The organism is Methanobrevibacter sp. (genome assembly GCF_045112895.1).
GTDB lineage: Archaea > Methanobacteriota > Methanobacteria > Methanobacteriales > Methanobacteriaceae > Methanocatella.
In genome coordinates, this window is sequence record NZ_JBGUIH010000015.1 from 1 (window position 1) to 23,103 (window position 23,103).

Here is a 23,103-nt window from a genome sequence, read left to right on the forward strand (position 1 = left end):
ACAAATACTTCTGAATTTCATATAATTTTTAGCAAAACTAAAAATAAAAATTTAGTAATTAATGAAATAATTCTAGAGAACTAGACAGTATTAAATAGGTTTACATACTATATAAATGTTTTTAAAAATAGGCTAAAATAAGCAAAATAAGATAATAAAAAAGTAGATTAAAAAAAAATTGTAAAAGAGATAGTAAAATAAATTTACTATCTAAAAGTAAATAGCAAATCTATTTAATTGCTAATTTTACATCTTCAGCTTTTACAGTTTTTCTACCAGCGTGACGAGCAAATCCTACCGCTTTAGCTGCGATTTCGTTTCCGTAATCTTCGATAGCTTCGGTTAAAGCAACTTTTGCGTCATCACTTACTCTTTGTGCACCAGCATTTTTTAATATTCTTCCTACAGGAGCAATTGGTAATTCACTCATAATTATACACCTCATTTATTTGATAATAATAGTTTTTATTTGCTTATATATAAATATATTGGTTTATTAGTGTTGATTTTTGATAATTACAACAAAAAAAAGCATACTATTATAACATAATAAGTGACATCAATATCTTTAAAAATGTTTTTCATACATTAGCTTAAACAAAAAATGTGTAAAGTAGGTTTGACTATAAAAGAATTAAAAGAAAAAATAAAAATTAAATGAAATTTAAAGCAATATTCACTTATTCATAAGAATTTTTCTTAAAGTGTCAATATCGGCATCAACTTCAGTAGGTTGGGTACAAGCATTAATTGCAGTGTTAGGATCTTTCAACAAGTGTCCAGTAACAACACAGGTTATGGTTTCACCTTTATCAACTACACCCTCATCTACAAGTTTTTTAAGACCTGCAATTGATGCAGCTGAAGCCGGTTCAACACCAATACCCTCAGTTCTTGCAAGCAACTTCTGTGCATCGAGAATCTCATCATCAGTTACTGTTTCAGAGTACCCATTTGAATCATAAATTGCATTCAACGCTTTAATATCACTTACGGGAGCTCCAATACGAATAGCTGTAGCGATGGTTTCTGGATTTTCTACAGGAACAACCCTTCTATCTCCTTTTCTGAATGCATTGGTAACAGGACATGCACCTTCCGCTTGAATACCAGTCATCATCGGCACGTCTTTAATAAATCCTGCATCATAGAATTCTTTAATACCTTTCCAGATGGCTGAAATATTTCCTGCGTTACCGACCGGCAAGATAATCCTATCGGGAGCCTGCCAACCCAAGTCGCGAACGATTTCATAACCAATGGTTTTTTGTCCCTCCAATCTGTATGGATTGATGGAATTTAATAAGTAAAGATGTTTTTCCAATGCAAGAGCAGTCATTGCTTCCAAAGCTTCGTCGAAGTTTCCATTTATAGACATTACTTCAGCACCGTGGAACATTGCTTGAGCTAACTTTCCTAAAGCAACTTTTCCAGCAGGCAAGAATACTATGCATCTCAGTCCTGCACGGGCTGCATAAGCGGACAAGGACGCTGAAGTGTTTCCAGTTGAAGCGCAACCGACAGTATCAACGCCAAGTTCCATTGCCTTAGTCATTCCAACAGTCATTCCCCTGTCTTTGAAACTTCCAGTAGGGTTTGAACCTTCCACTTTGACATATAAATTTACTCCGAGTTCATCACCCAATTTATCGCATTTGCAGAATGGAGTTCCTCCTTCATCAAGTGAAACGATTTTAGCTTCATCTACAGGAATGCATTCCTTAAATTTCCATAAATTATCTCTTCTACCATCAAAAATGTCCTTAGAAACATCTATTTCATTGACGAGCTCAAGTACAGACCCACACTTCTCACAAGTGTAGATTACTTCATCATCGTCATATTCTTCTCCACATGAAACACATCTTATCATAAAATCACATTATTTATTTTTTTAAATTATTATTATTAAATCTTAACCCAAAATGGAAAATATAAATTGCGCAATAGGTACTGTGAAATAAGCCTCGATTACTCCTGCAATAATCATTAGGATTACTGAAACGATGAACAGAATTACTGCCTGCTTAAGTTTATCATCAGTTTTATCATATGAACTCCTTATTAAATCAGAGACATTATCATTTGTATCTTTTAATAATGCTTTAATGAATTTGTAGATAAAATTGAATAAAACGAAGCTTGCCGCACAGGCCAAGGCGCATGAAGGCAACTCAAAAATTCCATGAGGAATAATATACATCAAAACAGTGAATAAATCATGTGTGCTTCCCACATAATATCCCACAAAAAATCCATTAAAAGCCAACATTACCGCTGAAAAACAAAATATAATGCCAAAAACGAACATGACACATATCACTCTAAGGTTATTCAAGAAAATATCCTGGAATGTTATTTTCAAAGCGCCTGACTGAACTTTTTTAGTTAGCTCTTCAACTACAGGATTCAAATAGCTATACAGATATCCTTCAAGGCAATACCCTAAAATCAAAGAAATACCTAAGATGGCTACTGAAATTATAATGGCTATCTTATTTTCAGCAAATGAACGTTTAATTTCATTTAACATTATATCAAGGTTTTTGCAATTTCACGAGCTTCAACTTGCTTTTCCTTTAAATCAGCCATGAACTCTTCCATTAATTCTGCAGTCCTTACCTTGCAGTCACCACAGCGCAATGTTCCGTTTAGACAGTCCTGTCTGATTTTTTCAAGTTCTTCATCATCATCGATGAAGTGATATAACAGCATCTCATAAACAACACATTTGTCGACTTCCCCGCCTAACTCCTGTTGCTCTTTTAGAGATTCTCTTCCACCAGTTTTTGCGGATTTAACTTTTTTGACAGCGTCTTTTATCTCATCATTAAGATATATTGCAGTAGTCGGCTTGGAACTGCTCATCTTATCTCCAGTCAATCCTGTTAAGAATCTATGGTATGTAGAGGCGGGAGTTAAAAATCCTAATTCTTCATGAAGCTTCTGAGCAATATCCCTAGTTAGCCTGATATGAGGATCCTGATCGATTCCAACAGGAACAACAACCTTTTTAGGACCTCCGAATTCCTCAATTTGAGGAAGCAAAATGTCTGCAACTTGAACCAATGGCGCTTGAATGTGAGCAATATTTGTAGAAGGCGTAAACCCGTAAATTGCCTTTAACTGATTGAAATTGGTTTTGCTAGAAGCCTTAAAGGCCAAATCCTGAAGCAATTTATTTTGGGATTGAAGATAAACATTTACATTGTCTTTCTCAAGGTCAAGGCCTAATGCAATCCAATTGGTCAGATATTCATCGACTGCGATTTCACGGCCTTTTTCAAAGCTCATTCCACGAGCGGCATATGATTCCAAATCAGCAATAGGAAGGGACAGCATTGCACCCATATCCTGATACCACTTTAATTGGTCTACAACCATTTTATGGCCGATATGCATTTGACCGCTTGGCATCATACCTGTCACAACTGCAAAGTCCTTATTCTGATTGATTAAATTGTTAATTTCATTAAATTCCCTGTGTCCAAAAATAACTCCCCTCTTCATTAGCTTTTGAGGATTTTTTATATCATCAATAATGTCTGAAATCTTTCCAATACCAAATTGATTAACTAACTTATCATAATCTAGGCTAAATGATGCCCATGGATCTATTAAATTTGCCATTTTTTCACCCACAACCACATTAAATTACATTAACGGTTACTAATAATTATAATAAAATGATTCTTCTTAAAAAATATAACATACTCCTTTAATTTAAATTAAGGCCTAGTCCATTCAATATTATAATATGTAATGTCAAAATCATCATCGACAATGGCTAGCAAAAATTTTTTGTTAACTCCGTGTGAGACTCTGATATAACTTGCAAAGTCAAGTGCATTGATATCATAATTTTCAAAAATAACTTTAACTAGATAATCCGAATGTCCTTGGCCAGGACCTCCTCCGCGACTATACAACCTAAATTCTGATCCAAATTTAAAGCCTGTTTTAATTACAAATCCGCGATCTTTTAAATCACGATAAACAATATATTTTCCATATAATTCTTGCTCTTTTAAAATATCAATGATATACCCTATACTGCATTCGATATCATCTTCATAGATATCCAAACGGCCTTTTTCCAATAAATAGCAGGCTTCAATTAAAGAAAGATTTAGAGTATCCGCTTCAATTCTGCCAAACAAGCTTTTTTCATGCAAGGATATCGGCCTTTTACTACCTTCTTCAATTTTAATAGATACTATATCATTAGATAAATTTCCACGCATTAAAACACCATAAAAAGAAATAAATTATATTTTAATGCTATTAATTTTGCAATAAATGTTATATAAATTTTTTTAAAAAAAGAATAGAAGAAAGTTAAACTCTAATAAAAATATTATTAGCCATTTCTATTGGAATATTTAACTCCTTATCATCAATTGTAACCAAATAGTGATTACTTGTACGATTATTATTAAATTCATATTTCAGATGAGAACCAACTTTAATACCTTCATTAGCAATATCATCCAAAAGTTCGTCATTTCCACGGATAAATGAAATTGTACCCTCAGTATTGGAAGTTAATTCAGATATAGATAGTAAATTGAATTTCCTATTAAAAATTTGATCAAAATCTTTTTGAGAATAACATTGTTTACAACTCTCAAAATCAAAATTGCATGCAGGGATTATATTGTCATCAGGACATACGTCGGGGTTATTCAACATGGCACATAATGCCCTTTCAGCCTCATCAGACAGTGTGTGTTCCATTTCACAAGCCTGTTCATGAACGTTTTCCTCTTTGATTTTTAAAACATCGATTAAGAATTTTTCTAGAATCCTATGTTTTCTTGTAATTTTTTGAGCTATTTTCATTCCCTCATCAGTTAAAGTGGCGCCTTTATAAGGAGTATATGCAATGTATCCTAAATTCTCTAATTTTTTAAGCATTTGTGTTACACTGCCTGGAGCAATACCTAACTCTTTTGATAATTGAGTAGTAGAAACTTGTTCCCCATTATTTCCATTACGATAGAGAACTTCCAAATATTCTTCAATATTATCACTAATCTTATTCTCAACCATGAAATTCACCTAATCTATACTTGTTTTTAATTTTATAAGTTAAAGTATAAAAAAGTTTTGGTATGCCTAAATACTATTGGATAAATTGATAAACTAAGTTATAAAGCAATTTTATTAAAAAAGAGAAAAAAAGAAGTAGAAATTAGAATGAAATACCAGAAGTTATACTCTTAAGAGTAAATGAATTTGTATTCCAATTTGCTACTTTTCCAAGTGAATTTCTTGAACTGGTTGCATCTGCAACTTTCCATTGCCCGTCAACTAAAACTTGAGCCCATACATGACCATAGGTACTTCCACTGCTGAATGTACATTTTCCATGAACATATCTAGCTGGAATGTCTGCAGTTCTAAACATGGCCACTAATAAATGTGAATGATCCACACAATTACCTGTTTTAGCATTTAAAGTACCTACTGCACCATATTTAGTATCATAATAGAAACTGTAAGAAATAGTATCCCTTACATAATTATATATTGCAGTAGCTTTTTGTAGGTCAGTGGTTAAACCTTTTGTTAGAGAATCAACAAGGGTTTTAATTTTAGAATTATCAACTTGACAATTAGTAGAAGCTTTCAGATATGGAGCAAGATTGGTTATAGTATTCTTCTCATTCAAACCAGAACCGGATGCTGTAGTAGCACTAGAACTAGCACCTACAGATACATAACTAGGCAAACGATTATCATTACCATAAAATGCAAGTATACGTGAAAATGCATCAACAAAATCGGAGTAATAAATTTTACCCAAATCTGAAGAAGCATAATTAGGAGCTTTTTTATTGGTATCAATGTAATTTGAAATATTTTTTGCAAGAGCTAAGAAACCATTCATTTTCAGATTTCCGCTAGAACTATCTCCAGACGGAGAATTAGGCTCGGATATTCCCATAATAACCTTAATATCTTTATTATTGGAATTTCCAATTTGATAAATTGCTTGACTCATTGCATATAAGAATTCAGGCAAAGCGAATTTAATTCCACCTGCAGTTACAGTAGATGGTAACTGTGAATTCTTAGTATAATATGTTTTCAAATTAGTTGCGCCAGTAATTACGTCCTTAACTGAAACGGTTTTTGTGACCTCTGCCGGTTTAGAATCATCTTTAATAGTCAGATACTTAGGCAGTCTATCATTAGTTTTATAGTATGATAAAATTTTAGCAAATGAATCTACTAAAGAATCATATTTCATGTGTCCTAATGAAGTATTAGAATAATTAGGAGCCCTATTGTTATTGACAATGAATTTACTTATCTTTTTAGCTAAAGAAACAAATTCATCGCAAGTTAATTTACCGTCTTTAACTGATCCTGAAGGATTTGATGGATCACCTGATTCGACAGGCAATATTTGAGTTGAGGTTTTACCAGAATTAATATATTCTACAGCCTTTGTCATCATGTACAAGAATTGGGAAGTAGAATAACTAACTCCTCCAACAGTTACAGTACTCGGAACATATCCTTTTGATGCAATGGAGCTTTTTAAAGTATTAGCAGCATTTACAATAGCGGCAATAGTCACAGAACCTGTTGTTGTAGGGGATGAAGACTTATCACTTAAGGACTTGAAATCAACAAAGTTAGTCACACCCCATCTGAATATGATTACTCCTGGAGCTTCACCATTTAATGCTGCTTGAGCATCAGTTTTAATTGCTGATGCAGACAGTTTAGTTACGTCATCATCAGATTTATAACTTTGAATGCCCGCCCAGACATTTGCACCTTTGGAATTATCTACAAACCATTTTGCAGTAGTTGTAATCCAGGATGATGTTTTTCCATAATTTCCTTTATAAATCATTGGAACAACAACATCCATATATTGGCTAATTACAGAATAGTCTTGACCATAGTAATGTTCATTATTAGTTGTTTCAGGCATTAAAGCGCATGAAACAATAAGATTTGAATTAATATCATGAATAGCCTCAGTAGCTTGTTTTACAAACTTATTTATTGCTTCAGTACCGCCGGTAGTTTTATAGGCAGTACCAGGATATCTTAAGTAATCAAAGTGTATACCAGCAACACCTTTGATTTTAGCATATTTTTTAGCTTCCGCTATCTTTTGGTTGAAAAATGCGGTATTTGCAGATCCGCTTTTAACAGGATTTACCCATTTTCCCCCTTCATAAAATGTTTGCATCCAAATATGAACGTTCATTCCTAACTTGTTAGCACTAACAATCCATGATTCCACAGCAGATTGACCATGTTTGGAAATTGCTCCATAGTTTAAGAATAAATCAGTTGTGCCTTGGGATGCTAAGGTCTTTAGGTCAACCTTTTTCATGTCATACCCATAAACCCAATATCCATATCCGGTTGTTGTCTTTTTCTCAACGTTGATTGATGCGCTTTTAGAACTTTGCGCATAATCATTATCACCGATTGCATCAAAATTGATTGATACTTTATATGAACCTGGAGCTACATTGACATTGAATGTAGCATATCCGTTTGAAGCTGTAGTAGCTGAATATGTTCTGGAGTTGACAGTTAACTTGATTGCTTTACCTTCTAATGCTTTACCATTTTTGTCACTTAATAAAACTTTATAAGTTTGAGCACCTTGATAGAAGGAAGTTCCACTTTTCCAAGTAATTTTAGTAGCTGTTCTTTCTTTAACAGTAAGTTTAGAAGAATCAGTTTTTGAATTTACTTTAGAATCACCCTTAAATGCATAGGTAATGGTGTATTTGCCTGCAGTTAAATTAATAGGCACTGATACTACACCGTTACTGTCTGTAGTTTTGTCATATGTTTTACCATTGACATTTAAGGTTACAGTTTTTCCTACTAGAGGAACAGAACCTGATGTTAGGGCAACTTTAAATGGAGCATTTGATTTTTCTCCGAAAGTTGTTGAACTTTTAACTGTATATGTAGGAGTTTTGCTAGGGAGAATATATAATTTATCAGAAGCACTGGATGCTTTGTAGAAATTATTTCCAGCAAACTTATATTTTACAGTGTAGGTTCCTGCCTTTAAAGTAGGCAACTTAAGTGAAGCTACACCTTTGCTATTGGTTTTTGCGGAATAGGTTTTGCCATTGACTGTAAATTTAACAATTTTACCTTGTCCTGGCGCATATCCTAAACCATTGTGTAAAGTAACTTTAATAGTTTTTTTATCACTTTTAAGGAAAGTGTATGATTTAGTAATCAGTTTAGAAGAAGTAGAAGTAACTACCTTAACGGTATTGGTCTTAGTTAAGCCATCAACATTGTAAGATATCATCTTATATGTACCTTTCTTAAGATTGTACATTGTAATACTAGCTACACCTTTACTATTAGTTTTCTTTGTATATGTTTTTCCATTAATCTTAAACTTAATATTTTTATTAGCCAAAGCCTTACCATTACTCTTCAAGAAGGTTGCATAGAACTTTCTACCGTCAGTATAAACTTTAGTAACATCACTTGCACTGATTGTAGATAAAATCTTAAAAGTATTAGTAAGCTTATAACCGGTAACAGGATTTGTTGAAACAACTTTATATGATCCTGGTTTAAGATTGATTGCTAAAGAAGCAACCCCTTTTGCATTAGTCTTTTTAGTATAAGTAACTTTATTAACGGTAATTTTCACATTAGTGTTAGCTAACGGTTTACCATTTGTCTTTAAAAAAGTTGCGCTATATAGAGTGCTTCCTTTATAATATTTAGTGACATCTTTTGAAGTAATGGTTTTTGATGCATCAATTTTGGTTGCGCTTAATTTATCTTCACCATAAGCAGCAGATAGTGCATCATCACTGTCTAAAGAATCACTACCCGAGTTAGTTGATAAAGTATTTGAATTTTCAGATTCTAAAACTTCTTCACTTGATAGAGAAACTTTAGATGAATCATTATCAACATTTGAATCACTGGATACAGAAAGCACTGATGAATCAGCAGTATTCTCCATATGGACTGATGCATCTGACGTGTCATCTACTAAGCTAGTAGTATACGAATCTGTAACATTTACTTCACTAGCTGAAACAGCACTGACTGACAATATGACAGTCATTGCCAATAAGATAGTGAGTAATAATTGTTTGTTCAAAATATTTTACCTCCATAACAATTTTTTTAAACATCCATGAGACCTTAATCTCACTTCAAGAATATGTATATGCAAATATCTTATATAAACCTTTTTATTTACTAGAACGCTTTAAATAAGTTTATTTTTTAAAAATAAGCTTAAAACTTAATGAAAATAAAGAATTAAGTAAAATTATACTTAAATTTGCTTATAGAATGATTAAAATTTATGAAATAAAATTTTAAGAAAATTAATTTTATAAAAATGTAAACAGTAAGGGTAACGCTTATTATATGAAATAACATATAATTAAAAGCTATCTAATTAAAAAACATTGATTTTATTTAAGTTAGAATAAAAAACAACTTATTTAATTAAGTATATTTAAAAATAACAGAAAATAAAGAAAAAAAGATAAAAAATTATTAATTCCAAAATAAAGTTATATTTTTACCCAAATTTATTAAAAAAGTATTGAGAATGTTAATAAAAAATTTTCAAAAAAAAGAGAAAAAAAGATGTAAAATATTTTTAACTTTACATCATTGGAGGCATACCGCCACCCATGCCCGGCATTGGAGGCATACCGCTATCATCATTACCGGACTCATCAGGACCGGTGGACTGAAGTGCATTTCTTGCTGCAATCATATCATCGATTCTTAAGATCATTTCACTAGCAGCGCCTGCAGATTGAAGAGCTTGGATTTTGACTCTTAAAGGCTCAATGACTCCAGCTTCTTTCATATCTTCGACTTCACCAGTGAATACATTAATTCCAATGAAATTTGATTCCTCATGAGCAGCTTTCAAATCAGCAATTAAGTTGATAGTATCCAAACCTGCATTTTCAATCAAGGTCCTAGGAATGACCTCTAAAGCTTCAGCATATTTTAAAATAGCCAATTGCTCTCTTCCACTTACAGATTCACCATATTCTCTTAATTGTTTTACTAAATCGATTTCACAAGCTCCTCCACCAATGACAACTTTGCCTTCTTCGATAGTGGCTGCAACGACTCCTAAAGCATCATCGATTGCCCTTGAGATCTGTTCGGTTACATAACGGGTACTGCCTCTTAAGACAATGGAAGAAGCCTTTGGATTTTCGCATTCTTCAATGAAAGTTAATTCATGGTCAAATATTTTATCAAGATATACGTGACCTGCAGTACCTAACTTATCAGGACCCAAATCTTCAATGTCGGTCAAGTATTGGGCTCCGGTAGCTTTTCCGATTCTTTCAATATCTGATTTTTTAACTCTTTTGAAAGTCATGATTCCTGCTTTTTTCAAGTAATGTTCCGCCAAGTCGTCGATACCTTTTTGACAGAATAAAACATTAGCACCGGAATCTATAACTTTTTGAACTAAGTCTTTCATCATTTGTTCTTCAGTATTTAAGAATAAATCTAATTGTTCAGGACTGGTAATATCGATTTTGGCATCATTGATGTCTTTCAATTCAATAGGATATTTCATAATAGCTATTTTTGCATCTTTAATATCTTTAGGCATAGCTTTGGATACAGGTGCCTTATCGATAACTATTCCTTCAGCCAAGAATGAATCTTCTACAGAATCTCCAGAAACTCTTTGAACATTAATGTTCTCAATGTCTGATTTGCCGTCTTCTTTTATTCTCAATGCTGCTTTAACAACAATTTCTGCCAAGTGCTCTTTTGCATAATCAGAACCTTTACCGCTCATTGCGGTAACAGCAACTTTTTTAAGAGTATCTTCATCATCAGCATCAATTGCAATTTCTTTTAAAATTTCAACTGCTTTTTCAGTTGCATTTTTATATCCTTTAACAACAACAGAAGTTGCAATTCCATCTTCTAACAATTCTTCAGCTTTAGCCAATAATTCGCCAGCAATAACAACAACAGAGGTAGTTCCATCTCCGACTATTTCCTCTTGTTTTTTAGCTGTTTCTACAAGCATTCTAGCTGCAGGTTGTGCAATTTCCATTCCGCTCATGATAGTTGCACCATCATTAGTTACGGTCACCTCACCTAATGGATCGACTATCATCTTATCCATACCTTTAGGACCTAAAGTAGTTCTTATAATGCCAGCCAATACTTTAGCGGCTGTGATATTCATCCTTAAAGCATCTCTTTTTGAATATCTTTCAGTCCCTTGAGGAAGAATAAATATTGGTTGATTTGCCATTTCATAATCACCTTCAAATTTTCTAAATAAAATAATATAAAACTAAGTTTTTATACAATATTAATATGGATTAGAAGTTATATAAAAATATTACCCATTTAACTAACATAGGTGTATTGATGTACGAAAAGATAATAAATGAAATCAAAGCTAATTTAGGTCAAAACAACGATTTAAACAGAAAATACCTCTCCAGCCAGATTGACAGGTATAAAGACCATCCCTACAGCAAAGAGATTATTCGCGAGATTTCAAGAATGATGTGGGATTGCTTGACTGATGAAGAGAAAGAGGAATTTATAGAAATATCCGATAGGGAAAATCCTATAATCGATATCTTAAACGAAATAAGCGGAGATATTGAAATGGGAGATTATGAAACATCCCTAAACAAACTCAAAAGATTTATGAATAATTTTCCAGGCATGTTTGAAGACGATAAAGTAAGCGAGTACCACAGCTTCACAAATCCCCTGGAAGAGTTAATATTCATGAAGTATGTTGGTGCTGAAAAGCAGATCAGATACATCCCAGATAACAAACCTTTGCTTGACCTATATTATATTTATGGTTTCCTACTCTTTGAGAATCAGGAATTCGATGAAGCTGAAGAGAATCTAAAAAAGGCACTGCAGATTAATCCGGTTTCCGCAAGAATAATTCTTGAACTATCCGAAATCTACAAAATGCACACCCATTCATTTAATAAATTTATTATATATACATCAGATGCATTGAAATATGCCTATTACCCTCAGGATATGGCGAGGTGCTATAGAAACTTGGGTTATTATTATATAGAAGAAAACCAATTTGATGTTGCGACTGCTCTTTTGAAATACAGCATGGAATATGAAATGAGCATCAAGGCATATACCGAACTTCAGTATATTGAATCAAAAGGCCACGATATAAATATGACCTTAAACGAGGCAATTTCCATTCTTGAAGATAAGAACATTCAAATCGGAGTAAACCCCTTTGTTTTAAAGACACTTGAAGAATTATCCAAAGAGTATGAGGAAAACAAACTATATAATCAAGCTTTATACTTCTATGATCTATTATATGGCATCACACATGACGAAAAAACACTGAATAAAATTGATGAAATCAAAGAAAAAGTTAACAATTAAATATATAATTATATATAATATTATATTAAAGGTGATTTTATATGTGTTCTAGTGGAGGGCCAATGGCCGATATTGATTTAAAAAAATTAAAAACAAAAAAATATCATTGCAAAGACTGTGGAAATACCTTTAAAGGTCTTGGAAAAAAAGTAGTTTGCCCATCTTGTCAAAGTGACAATGTGGATTGTGTAGAGTAAATATATTTACTCTCTTTTTTATTTTTTAAGTGATTTTTATGAATATTGATTTTGAAAATGATGAAATACTATTTCTTGAAGGCGAAACCGGGATGGTCGGTGTCGTTAAAGTAGCCTATGAAGACAAGATGCTATTTATTGCAACACAGGATAATGAAGAGATAGTTCAATTTTTAGAATCAGATGACATTATTGCTGTTTCCAACTTTAAAAAAGACAAAAGAGCAATAAGGTCACAAGCTTACTTAAGCCGTGAAGAATCATCACCCCTGGTAATCCTAAATAAAGACCATCCATCTACAAAACGTTTAGAGACAGTTCTATCCATAGGGGATAGAGTTAACCTAAATTGCAACATCACCCCTGGAACCCATCCTGAACAGAATGTCCTATGCTCATGCGATAGCTTATCAGGTCTTGAAATAATTAAAACAGCAACCGGCGTTGAATTAAATAAAGAAATAACAAATTATTCCATTGAAAAATTCTAGGTTAAAAAATGTTTATTGAATCCTTTTATACATTTTTAGGAGAATTGGTTGTTTTTATCGCTATTCTTATTTTAATATTATTTATAGCTGTTTTAATATTCGGAGTATTTTTTGCTAGAAGAAATGAAATTAAATACCCAAGATTCCTATTGTTTGTTCTAGACTTGCTCTATTCACCATTTAAAGCCATTGCCCAACTATTGAAATTGGATGAACATCTAATTGATGACATTTCAATCAAGGTTAGAGATGACATTAACAAAGAAAAATTCAGAAAGATTCCCGCTGAAAAAACATTAATTTTTCTACCTCATTGCTTAAGACATAAGGATTGTCCTGCAACACTCCAAAAGGAAGGGTTGAATTGCACTGAATGCGGATTATGTTCAATTGGAGTTATTAAAAAGAAATCCGAACCCTTGGGATATAAATTATATATTGTTCCGGGAAGCAGTTTTGTTAAAAAAATTGTTAAGGAGAACAAGTTTAAAGCTGTGATTGGAGTGGCCTGCCATGAAGACCTAAGTCAGATGATGATGTTATTGTCTGATTTCTGCCCACAAGGAGTTTTGCTTGAAAAGACAGGCTGTTTTGAAACAAAAGTAGATGTAAAAAAAGTATTTGAAAAAATAGATTCCAAATACTAATCGTCATAAAATCTCATGAACTCATCGGATTCCGGGGTTTCTTCGAACTCTTTTATGAAAGCCTTTAAATCGTTGATGAATTCCTCTTTTCTTTTATCCAAATCTTCAATTTGGGAATAGTCTTTTTTTATGACCAGTGTCATTACCATATCATCAGTTTCAAGAGTCAGTTCCGGGTATAAAGAGTCTAAAAGATCATCCATGTTATCCTCTTCCAAGTTCCTGATGAGCTCTTGCGAGATGGCCTGCTGCTAGTGCACCGACAAGTGACAATTCACCTGCAAGAACTGTACATGCAACAATTTCTGCAAATTCACGTGCTTTTCCTGAACCTGCAACACCCAATATATTTAATCCTTCTTGAGCTACTTCTAAGCTTGTTCCACCACCAACAGTAGCTACCGGCAAGTCTGGTAAGTTTACTGAAAAGTATAAATCACCATTTCTGTTTTCTGCTGTTGTAATGCCTAATGATCCTTCAACGACATGAGCTGCATCCTGACCGGTTGCCAGGAAAATAGCTGCTACCATATTTGCATAATGGGCATTGAACGCCATACTTCCACTAGCTGCAGAACCAATTAAATTTTTAGCAGTATTTACCTCAACAATAGCTTCGGCGGTAGTCTTAAGCTTTTTAGCAACAATATCTTTTGGAATCAGGATGTCTGCTATAACACTTTTACCTCTTCCTTCAACAATGTTCATAGCGGCCGGCTTTTTATCAACACATACATTGCCGCTTAATGCAATGTGGATTGCGCTAGTTTCGTCTGCAAGTTTTTCCAAGATTTTTTCGGAAGCTATCGTAACCATGTTCATTCCCATGCTGTCCCCGGTTGAGAAAACAAAACGTGGATAGACATAGCTTCCAACAATTAAAATAGGGTCTATTTTTATTAATTTGCCATGGGAGGTTGTGCTTTCTGCAATTTCTTTTAATTCATCGAAATTATCGACAAACCATTGTTTTATTCTTAATGCGTCGCTTACACCTTCACATTTGATTGCAGGTGCGCGAGTCATAATGTCTAACACCACCCTTGCATTTGCTCCTCCGGATGCAGTTATAGTTGATGCACCCCTGTTAATTGATGCGACAAGCGCACCTTCAGATGTTGCAAGAGGAATGAACACTTCCCTTTTACAGTATTCGCCATTGATTTTTAATGGGCCTGCAATACCCATTGGAAGCTGCAATACTCCAATTGAGTTTTCAATGTTACGGGCTGATGCCCTTTCCATATCAAGAGTGTAATTAGAAATATTTGGCAAATCCAAATCATATTTCTGCTCTAAGAATTCTCTTCTAATGTCAGTTGCTTCTTTGGCTGAAACCTCCTTATCAACCTGATAAAGTTTGATTTCGCCTTTCAATAATTTATCAATAATTTCCTGGTTTGACATTACATAACCTTTTTAAGTAAATCTACAATTTCGGATGGCTTTATTGCTACTTCAACACCGGCTTCGTTTAAAGCTTTGGTTTTACTTTCAACAGTACCGGAATTTCCTTGAATAATAGCTCCAGCGTGTCCCATTCTTTTGCCTGGTGGTGCAGTCCTTCCTGCAATATAGGATACAACAGGTTTTGACATTTCTTCTGCAATGTACTTGCCTGCTCTTTCTTCTGCAGTTCCTCCAATTTCACCAATTAAAACAACCGCATCAGTAGAATCATCCTTTTCAAATCTTTTTAATATGTCAACGTAATTATCACCAGTAACCGGGTCTCCACCAATACCTACTGCAGTGCTTTGACCGATTCCGGCATTTGTAAGTTCACTGGCAATTTCATAAGTTAATGTACCACTTCTAGAAATTACACCAACATTCCCTTCTTTAAAAATGTGAGTAGGCATAATGCCTAATTTACCAACACCTGGAGAGATAATTCCTGGAGTGTTAGGGCCGATAACAGTGGTATCCATTTCCTTTGCATATGCCATAATCTTCATACTATCATGAACAGGGATATGCTCTGAAATAATAACAACTAAATCTAAGTGTCTAATTGCTTCAAATGCAGCGTCTTTTGCAAATTTGGCAGGAACAAAAATGATAGAAGCGTTAATATCAACCTCTTCTTTCGCTTCTTCAATTGAATTGAAAATTGGAACTTTGTCTAAAAACTTCTGACCTCCTTTTCCAGGAGTGATTCCTGCAACAATATTGGTATTGTAGTTTAACATTTGTTCTGTGTGGAATGAACCTTGTTTACCGGTTATTCCTTGAACTAAACATTTTGTATCTTCATTTAATAAAATCATTATATTACCCCTATCTTAATATTCTTGTTTTATTTTCAAATGGAACAGCTAAATCTATTACATTTCCATTCATAAAAGCAGTAGCTGAAAATATTACACTACCCGGTAATACATTGCAAGTTGTTCCTCTTTTAACTAAATAAACATTCTTATTTCCAAGTGCAGCGCCAATCATTGCACTGGCTATTACGCCAACTGACTCTATATCTTCAACAGTAGCTACAACAACAGGATCATCGGTTTCAGGCGAAACATAACCTACACCAGGAATCTCTTTTGTTTTCGGTTCAATATAATCTGAAACATCAGTTAAGTTTTTCATCCCCTTTGCGGCGTCAATTGCTGAGTTTGCAACATCTGCGACAAACGGTTCTCCCCCATATGTATCAAAACCTAAAACAATAGCGTCAGGATATCTATCTGGCCTAATATTTGCTTCAGCATATGAAACTCCCTCACCTGCATCATCAGGATTTTGTGAAATTCCAGACAGGTCCCCCTGATTTTCTGCACTCATCCTTAAAATATTGACAATACCTTCATTAACAGATTCAAGTAAGTCATCCTCAACAAATGCGCTGATAACAACATCATCGCCTGTAACATTTGTTAAAGCCGCATCCCTTGCACCCAAATCTATAAGAGTATGAAGGTTCATTTCTATAGTTTCTACTAGCTTAGAACTACATGATACATCATTTCTAGATATATCTGCACCTATAGCCGTAATCTTCAAATTAACACCTTGGATTTTTTGATTGATTAAATAATAAAATAATTATATTTTATTGATATGTTATTTGTTGTTTAATTTATATAAAGATTAAGAAACTTTAATAAATAAGCCTTGTTAAATATATTAAACAATGTATTCAGAAACAAAAATTGCAATTCCAATCTTTCAGAAAAAATACAAAGATGTGATTGAAGTAGCTCAAGATTGCATTGATAAAGGAGCGGATATTCTGGAGTTTAGAATCGACGCCCTGAAAAATCCTAATATCGATGACATCAAAAAGACAATTGAAGAGATTAACTTTCCGATGATTGCTACAAATAGGATCAGCACAGAAGGCGGATCCTTTAAGGGAAGTGAAGAAGAGAGGTTCAATATTTTATATGAATGCTGTGATTTAGTTGATTACGTAGACATTGAGCTGCAAAGCAATGATGAATACATCCATAAAATCCATGACACCGGTGTTACCACAATTGTTTCTTATCATGACTTCAAAAAGACACCGGAATTAAATGAAATAATGTATATCGTTGAAAAAGAGCAAGAGCTTGGAGACATTGCAAAAGTTGCATTCATGCCTCAGAATCTGGAAGATACATTGACCATATTGGCCGTTCTTTCACACTGCAGGAATACAATAGCCATTTCTATGGGTGATTTGGGAAGCTATACAAGAGTCATGGCAGCTAAATTCAACTCACCAATAACTTTTGCAGCCGGAACCGACGTTACAGCACCCGGCCAAATTGATATTGAAACAATGAGAGCTCTTTTTAATATGGACTTAAATATTATAGACGAGTGATTTTAATGGCTAAAAAAATTATTTTAGCTCTGATAGTACTTATTTTATTAGTTATTGCGGCAATGGTATTTATTTTTAATAATTCTGTGGATGTCTATATTGATGGTGAAAACGTCAGTGTGGACACGTTTACGCTTTCAGATATTGATACTGCCGGCCTAAATAGCGATATATGCGAATATGCCGTGGATGTGATGAATGACACTACTTCCAACGCAACGACCCTTAAAGGCGGCATTGAGAATATCTGCAACTATTATGGGCTTGATGATGTGGAGGTCAACATTGATTCAAGTCTCGGACCTGACCAAATTCCCGTTATCGTCTATGTTGATGGAACATCCATGCTACCAACATTAAAGGACGGGCAAAAGGTTCTTTTGAACAAAACCCACAATGTTCATGTCGGCGACATTGTTGTGGCTGAATCCGATGAGTATGGTGGAATCATAAAAAGAGTGGATCAGATTGATGGAAATGACGTTCATTTAGTCAGCGACAACAAACAAGTGTCCTACGAACGCATTAATGGTGTTTTATATGAAGTCAAAGGCATATCAACCTGGGTCGACATATCTGACATTAATGGTGTTGTAATAGCTTATTGAAAAAAAATGGAAATAATGCAATGAGCATTATTTCCAAAGGGATATTTGAGAACAAATAATTCGAATTTTACCGTGAGAGACTACACGGCGCTGTCCCCCTCTTCGCCGGTTCTTATTCTTATTACATTGTCAATCGGGTAAATGAATATTTTTCCATCCCCAATGTTTCCTGTGTGAGCGCCTTTCTTAATCGCCTCAACAATGGTATCTACATTTTCATCTTTTACAACAATTTCAATACGTGTTTTTGGAATCAGATCAATACAATAGCTAGATCCTCTATAGGATTCCTTTATACCTCTTTGGCTTCCCCTTCCTTTGACTTCTGAAACGTTCATCGCTTCGCATCCTACTTCTGAAAGAGCGCTTTTTACATCAATGTATTTTTCTGGTCTTATAATCGCAACTATGCTTTTCATCTCATCACCTAGTTAAAGTTATATGCAGATTCTTCGTGAAGATTAGTGTCTAATCCCCCTATCTCTTCGTATTCTTCAACTCTAATACCATTCATTGATTTATCAAGTACTTTAGCAAAAATGAAGCTTAATGTAAATGAATATATCAAGGTAGCAACCACACTGATTATCTGTATTAAGAGCTGTTCAGGGTTTCCTGCGATTAATCCGGCAACTCCGCCGACTGCAGGCACTGCAAAGATTCCTGTTGCAATTGCACCCCATACTCCAGACATACCGTGTATTCCCCATACATCTAAGGCATCATCATATCCGAATCTTGGTTTTAAGTAATATATTGCACAGTATGAAACAAATGGAGCTATTGCACCAATAGCCATTGCTCCTGGAACATCAACAAATCCTGCTGCCGGAGTAATAGCAACAAGCCCTGCAACTGCGCCGGAAATTGCACCCAATACTGTCGGTTTTCCAACCACATATGTATCTAATGCTGTCCACACTATTAAAGCTACTGCCGCTGCAACATTTGATACAATAATTGCATTTGCCGCAAGCCCATCTGCTGCAAGACCGGATCCTCCATTGAATCCCATCCATCCAAACCAGAGCAATGCTGCACCAAGAACTGCATAACCTAGGTTATGTGGAATTAATGAAGTGTCTCTTCTTTTACCTAACACTATTGCGACGGCCAATGCGGCTGCACCGGAGTTCATGTGAACTACTGCACCTCCTGCAAAGTCAAGTGCTCCCATTTGCATTAACCATCCTCCTCCCCATACCCAGTGGGCAACAGGGATATATACTAAACAAATCCAAAAGATTGTGAAAAGCACCCATGCTTTTGTTTTCATCCTTCCAACCAATGCTCCAGAAATAAGTGCAACAGTCAGACCTGCAAAGGCACATTGAAACATTACAAACAATAATGTTGGAATTGATCCTGTTAAATCATCCAATGCAATTCCCTGTAAGAAGAAATTTGTTGGAGACCCTATGATTCCCCACATGTCGCTACCAAATGCAAACTGATAGCCGAATGTTACCCAAATCACACTTACAATTGAAAATGCAATGAAAGTTAAAAAAATTGTATTTAAAACATTTTTACGTTTACTTAATCCTCCATAAAAAAATGCGACCGCTGGAATACTCATTATTAACACTAAAAGACTGCATACAAGTATCCATGCTGTGTCACCTGCACTAAAAACTACCATTATATCTTACTCATTACTTTTGATTATTTATTATAAATTTTAATATGCCGGAAATAGTCGGCAATTATATGTCGGAAGTATTATTCCGATATATAGTAATTGAACAACATAGTATATAAATCTTTTGTAAAACAAAAAATCAATGTACAAAAAGTAACAATTTGACTGAAGATTAAACAAAAATATATAAAAACTTAAAAAACAATAAACGATTCAGCAAAAAATACGCAAAGAAAAAGTAAAATTTGGTTAAAAAACAATTTTTGAAGAAAATCTTAAATATTAGCTTTTTAAAAAATTAATAATAGTATAGTTTAAATTGTTTAATAAAAATAATATAGGGTTATTATGAAAGACTCAGTAAAAGCAAATCTAATAGTATTTTTGATAATTGGCCTAATCGCATTTGGTATTAGCTCCGCATTTGCTAGTCTTACAATACATGAGGACAATGATTCATATAAGTTAATCCCTATAGAAAATGATTCATTTGAACCAAACTACATTAACAAGGTTCCAACAATCATTCCAAAAGTCGAAAACAACATTACACATAACATAACAAACAATACGACTGATTACGACATTAATGATACAGTGATTGACACAGATGATTTAGAAGAAGAAAATCTGGAAATCCCCGAAATTGAATATGAGGACTGATAAAATGAGTGAAAAAAAGAAATTTATCAGAGATAGCGTTTATGGAGACATCAACTTAAACAATTTTGAAGTACGGATTATGGATATGCCCCAATTCCAACGCTTAAGAAGAATTAAACAGTTAGGTTTGATCGGTTTGATTTATCCCGGAGCGACCCATACTCGATTTGAACATTCTATAGGAACAATGCATCTTGGATCTAAACTAGCTGAAGAGCTTAATTTGGAGGAGGATGAAATTGAACTGATTAGAGCTTCAGCACTCCTGCATGATATTGGCCATGGCCCATTTTCACATGTCTCTGAAGGAGTTCTATCCGTCCCTCATGAAGAATTGACCAAATTTGTCGTTACAAAAACATCAATGAAAGATTTGCTTGAAGAGAAATTTGACGTTAACGAAATTATTGACATTGTAACCGGAAAAGGCCATTTGGGGCCGATTGTTTCAGGAGAGCTTGATGTTGACAGAATGGATTACCTTTTAAGGGATTCACATAATACAGGAGTGGCTTATGGAATAATAGACTATGAAAGAATCATCTCAAATTTAAGATTAGATGACGGATTGATTTTAGACATCAAAGGTGTTCAAGCTGCTGAAGGAGCCCTTGTTTCAAGATATTTCATGTACCCAAGCGTTTACCAACATCACACAACAAGAATCGTTAATTCAATGTTTAGAAGAGCGCTTAAGAGAGTGTTTGATGAAAAAATAATCAATGAAAATGAAATCTACAGATATGATGATGCCGAGTTAATTGGAGTATTCAGACATTGCGACAACGAATTTGCAAATGACATAATGTCAAGATTGGATGAAAGACGCATCATGAAAAGAGTTAAAAGCATCAGATTGGATAATTTCAAACATCCCGAAAAGATGTATAAAATTAAGCAGGAAACTCTCAGAAAAGCCGAAGAGGAAATTGCCGAAGATTACAGCCTTGATAAGGATTATGTATTCATAAATATTGCAGAATACCCTAGGTTTGATGAAATGAAAACCCAAGTTAGCGTGGATGGGAAACTGTATCCATTGACTGAAATATCCAACATTATCGGAGCGCTAAGTAAAGCAAGATTCAATATACCTGACATTAGCGTTTATGTTAAAGAGGAAGAAAAAAGCAAATTTACAAAATTCAAACTAGAAAATTACCTGGATTTACCTGAAATAGACAGGGAAAAATTCCATGGAATACATTATGACCAAATCAAACTTTTTTAGGAGATTAATATGATAGTAGTTGCAATTACCGGAGCAAGCGGAGTAATATATGGAATACGACTTCTTGAAGCTCTAGGGGAATTGAATATTGAAAATTCATTAGTGATTAGCGATGCTGCAAAAATTGTCATTGAATCGGAAACCGACTACAAAGTTGAGGATGTGATTAAGCTTGCAGATACCAATTACGATTTCAACGACTTGACAGCTTCCATAAACAGCGGGTCATTCAAAGCGGATGCGCTAGCCATTGTGCCATGTTCCATGAAGACACTGTCTTCAATAGCCAATGGATACGGAGCAAATACAATAACAAGAGTGGCTGACGTAAGCCTAAAAGAAAGAAGGCCAACAGTCATTGTTCCTCGTGAAACTCCACTTAGAAGCATTCACTTACAGAATATGCTAACATTATCACAAGAGGGGGCTATAATTTTACCTGCAATGCCTGGATTTTACTCAATCCATGATACGGTTGACGACCAGATAAATTTTATTGTCGGGAAAATTCTGGATTCTCTAAAAATTGAAAATAATCTGTTCAAAAGGTGGGAATGAATGTTGGAAGATAACGATTTTATTAAATCATGTGATGTTCCAGGACCAACAAAAGAAGCAATCAGAGCCATAATAGTCTACAAATCAGGAGTCACTTCTGAAGATAAGGTTGTTGATTGCGGATGCGGAACCGGCGGGATTACCTGCGAGTTTTCGCAAAGGGCTCGTGAAGTGATATCCATCGATACAAATCCGGAAGCAATTGAAATAACTTCAAAAAACCTTAAAAAATTCGGTCTTGGAGATAATGTCACATTAATTAACGATGATGGAGCAAATGCCTTAAAGGATATTGATGATATTGATATTGCCATTGTTGGGGGCAGTGGCAGACAACTTGAAAATATCCTAGACATTGTTCATGAAAAACTGAATTCAAAAGGCAGAATCATAATTACAGCGATTCTAGTCGACACTAAAGTTGAAGCTGTTAACAAACTTAAGGATTTGGGATACAATCCCAAGCTTATGGAAGTTAATGTTTCCAATGGCAGGATTCTCGATCGTGGCATTCTAATGATTAGTGAAAATCCTATAGCCATTATAACCGCTAAAAAAAGATAAACTGGAGATTTAAAAATGGATGAACATAAACGTTGGAAAATTAAATTTTCAATATTGATGGTTATTTTGATAATTATCATTTATGGATCAAATTACCTCGTATTGGGTGATGGGGAGCACATTATATCCTATGTCTGGACTCACTTAGGATTCATTCCTGTCGACATACTTGTTGTTGCATTTTTACTTGATGAAATTATTGAGAAAAAAGAAAAAGAAGCTATGCTCGAAAAATTAGACATGCTTATGAGCACCTTCTTTTCTG

24 protein-coding genes and 1 pseudogene are annotated in these 23,103 nt (G+C 34.2%); 11 read left to right on the forward strand and 14 right to left on the reverse strand.

The window, feature by feature from the left end; all coding sequences use genetic code 11:
- Positions 1–229 precede the first annotated feature (229 nt).
- The 8 genes from ACJMLD_RS03145 to thsA all read right to left on the reverse strand — a co-directional run bounded on the left by ACJMLD_RS03145 (position 230) and on the right by thsA (position 11,287).
- Entirely contained in the window at positions 230–430 is a 201-nt protein-coding gene (locus ACJMLD_RS03145) for a histone family protein (protein ID WP_067042909.1), read from the reverse strand.
- A 246-nt stretch (positions 431–676) separates the two neighbouring features.
- Positions 677–1,873 carry a threonine synthase gene (gene thrC, locus ACJMLD_RS03150; protein ID WP_405267890.1) on the reverse strand — a complete coding sequence of 399 codons (1,197 nt, stop codon included), beginning with the start codon at positions 1,871–1,873 and terminating at the stop codon, positions 677–679.
- A gap of 42 nt (positions 1,874–1,915) precedes the next feature.
- The gene (locus ACJMLD_RS03155; protein WP_405267892.1) at positions 1,916–2,533 is read right to left on the reverse strand and encodes a stage II sporulation protein M; all 618 of its coding nucleotides are present in this window, start codon (positions 2,531–2,533) and stop codon (positions 1,916–1,918) included.
- On the reverse strand, positions 2,533–3,630 hold the full coding sequence (locus tag ACJMLD_RS03160; RefSeq protein WP_405267894.1) for a tryptophan--tRNA ligase: 1,098 nt from the start codon (positions 3,628–3,630) through the stop codon (positions 2,533–2,535). The genes ACJMLD_RS03155 and ACJMLD_RS03160 overlap by 1 nt, the downstream gene beginning before the upstream one ends.
- 98 nt (positions 3,631–3,728) lie before the next feature.
- Entirely contained in the window at positions 3,729–4,244 is a 516-nt protein-coding gene (gene endA, locus ACJMLD_RS03165) for a tRNA-intron lyase (RefSeq protein WP_405267896.1), read from the reverse strand.
- A 94-nt stretch (positions 4,245–4,338) separates the two neighbouring features.
- Complete coding sequence (locus ACJMLD_RS03170) at positions 4,339–5,052, reverse strand: metal-dependent transcriptional regulator (RefSeq protein WP_405267898.1); 714 nt, start codon at positions 5,050–5,052, stop codon at positions 4,339–4,341.
- A gap of 142 nt (positions 5,053–5,194) precedes the next feature.
- Positions 5,195–9,127 carry a pseudomurein-binding repeat-containing protein gene (locus ACJMLD_RS03175; RefSeq protein ID WP_405267900.1) on the reverse strand — a complete coding sequence of 1,311 codons (3,933 nt, stop codon included), beginning with the start codon at positions 9,125–9,127 and terminating at the stop codon, positions 5,195–5,197.
- Between the two features lie 519 nt (positions 9,128–9,646).
- Entirely contained in the window at positions 9,647–11,287 is a 1,641-nt protein-coding gene (gene thsA, locus ACJMLD_RS03180; RefSeq protein ID WP_405267902.1) for a thermosome subunit alpha, read from the reverse strand.
- Positions 11,288–11,406: 119 nt separating this feature from the next.
- On the opposite strand from thsA, the gene ACJMLD_RS03185 reads away from it, so the two are divergent.
- From ACJMLD_RS03185 to ACJMLD_RS03200, 4 genes are read left to right on the forward strand one after another with little or no spacing between them, the layout of a single operon-like run.
- Entirely contained in the window at positions 11,407–12,423 is a 1,017-nt protein-coding gene (locus ACJMLD_RS03185) for a tetratricopeptide repeat protein (RefSeq protein WP_405267904.1), read from the forward strand.
- A 41-nt stretch (positions 12,424–12,464) separates the two neighbouring features.
- Positions 12,465–12,620, forward strand: coding sequence for a hypothetical protein (locus ACJMLD_RS03190; protein ID WP_405267906.1), 156 nt, complete (start codon positions 12,465–12,467; stop codon positions 12,618–12,620).
- 38 nt (positions 12,621–12,658) lie between these two features.
- The gene (locus ACJMLD_RS03195) at positions 12,659–13,111 is read left to right on the forward strand and encodes a hypothetical protein (protein WP_405267907.1); all 453 of its coding nucleotides are present in this window, start codon (positions 12,659–12,661) and stop codon (positions 13,109–13,111) included.
- Positions 13,112–13,119: 8 nt separating this feature from the next.
- Positions 13,120–13,758: a DUF116 domain-containing protein gene (locus tag ACJMLD_RS03200; protein WP_405267909.1), complete on the forward strand. Its 639-nt coding sequence runs from the start codon at positions 13,120–13,122 to the stop codon at positions 13,756–13,758.
- Here the strand turns inward: ACJMLD_RS03200 and ACJMLD_RS03205 are convergent.
- From ACJMLD_RS03205 to ACJMLD_RS03220, 4 genes are read right to left on the reverse strand one after another with little or no spacing between them, the layout of a single operon-like run.
- The gene (locus ACJMLD_RS03205) at positions 13,755–13,961 is read right to left on the reverse strand and encodes a hypothetical protein (protein ID WP_405267911.1); all 207 of its coding nucleotides are present in this window, start codon (positions 13,959–13,961) and stop codon (positions 13,755–13,757) included. The two genes, ACJMLD_RS03200 and ACJMLD_RS03205, sit on opposite strands and share 4 nt — an antisense overlap.
- Before the next feature lies 1 nt (position 13,962).
- The gene (gene hmgA / locus ACJMLD_RS03210; protein WP_405267913.1) at positions 13,963–15,165 is read right to left on the reverse strand and encodes a hydroxymethylglutaryl-CoA reductase (NADPH); all 1,203 of its coding nucleotides are present in this window, start codon (positions 15,163–15,165) and stop codon (positions 13,963–13,965) included.
- Positions 15,165–16,028 (reverse strand): succinate--CoA ligase subunit alpha, encoded by an 864-nt coding sequence (gene sucD / locus ACJMLD_RS03215; RefSeq protein ID WP_405267914.1) that lies wholly within the window; start codon positions 16,026–16,028, stop codon positions 15,165–15,167. The genes hmgA and sucD overlap by 1 nt, the downstream gene beginning before the upstream one ends.
- 10 nt (positions 16,029–16,038) lie before the next feature.
- Positions 16,039–16,764 carry a hypothetical protein gene (locus ACJMLD_RS03220; RefSeq protein ID WP_405267916.1) on the reverse strand — a complete coding sequence of 242 codons (726 nt, stop codon included), beginning with the start codon at positions 16,762–16,764 and terminating at the stop codon, positions 16,039–16,041.
- 130 nt (positions 16,765–16,894) lie between these two features.
- Between ACJMLD_RS03220 and aroD the strand changes: the two genes are divergently transcribed.
- Complete coding sequence (gene aroD, locus ACJMLD_RS03225; protein ID WP_405267918.1) at positions 16,895–17,572, forward strand: type I 3-dehydroquinate dehydratase; 678 nt, start codon at positions 16,895–16,897, stop codon at positions 17,570–17,572.
- A gap of 5 nt (positions 17,573–17,577) precedes the next feature.
- Positions 17,578–18,180, forward strand: a complete 603-nt coding sequence (locus ACJMLD_RS03230) for a S24/S26 family peptidase (protein WP_405267920.1) — start codon at positions 17,578–17,580, stop codon at positions 18,178–18,180.
- 80 nt (positions 18,181–18,260) lie between these two features.
- Here ACJMLD_RS03230 and ACJMLD_RS03235 read toward each other — a convergent pair whose 3' ends face one another.
- Together ACJMLD_RS03235 and ACJMLD_RS03240 are read right to left on the reverse strand one after the other, a co-directional pair.
- Positions 18,261–18,599 (reverse strand): P-II family nitrogen regulator, encoded by a 339-nt coding sequence (locus ACJMLD_RS03235; protein ID WP_405267922.1) that lies wholly within the window; start codon positions 18,597–18,599, stop codon positions 18,261–18,263.
- 8 nt (positions 18,600–18,607) lie between these two features.
- Positions 18,608–19,822 (reverse strand): ammonium transporter, encoded by a 1,215-nt coding sequence (locus ACJMLD_RS03240; RefSeq protein ID WP_405267924.1) that lies wholly within the window; start codon positions 19,820–19,822, stop codon positions 18,608–18,610.
- 348 nt (positions 19,823–20,170) lie between these two features.
- On the opposite strand from ACJMLD_RS03240, the gene ACJMLD_RS03245 reads away from it, so the two are divergent.
- The 5 genes and pseudogenes from ACJMLD_RS03245 to ACJMLD_RS03265 form a co-directional block, all read left to right on the forward strand.
- A complete protein-coding gene (locus ACJMLD_RS03245) occupies positions 20,171–20,485 on the forward strand; it encodes a hypothetical protein (protein WP_405267925.1) in 315 nt (104 codons plus the stop codon).
- A gap of 4 nt (positions 20,486–20,489) precedes the next feature.
- Complete coding sequence (locus tag ACJMLD_RS03250) at positions 20,490–21,716, forward strand: HD domain-containing protein (protein WP_405267926.1); 1,227 nt, start codon at positions 20,490–20,492, stop codon at positions 21,714–21,716.
- Positions 21,717–21,725: 9 nt separating this feature from the next.
- Positions 21,726–22,274, forward strand: coding sequence for a UbiX family flavin prenyltransferase (locus ACJMLD_RS03255; protein WP_405267928.1), 549 nt, complete (start codon positions 21,726–21,728; stop codon positions 22,272–22,274).
- Positions 22,275–22,838 (forward strand): precorrin-6Y C5,15-methyltransferase (decarboxylating) subunit CbiT, encoded by a 564-nt coding sequence (gene cbiT / locus ACJMLD_RS03260; RefSeq protein ID WP_405267930.1) that lies wholly within the window; start codon positions 22,275–22,277, stop codon positions 22,836–22,838.
- Positions 22,839–22,853: 15 nt separating this feature from the next.
- Positions 22,854–23,103, forward strand: a pseudogene (locus ACJMLD_RS03265) (hypothetical protein); the annotation flags it as partial.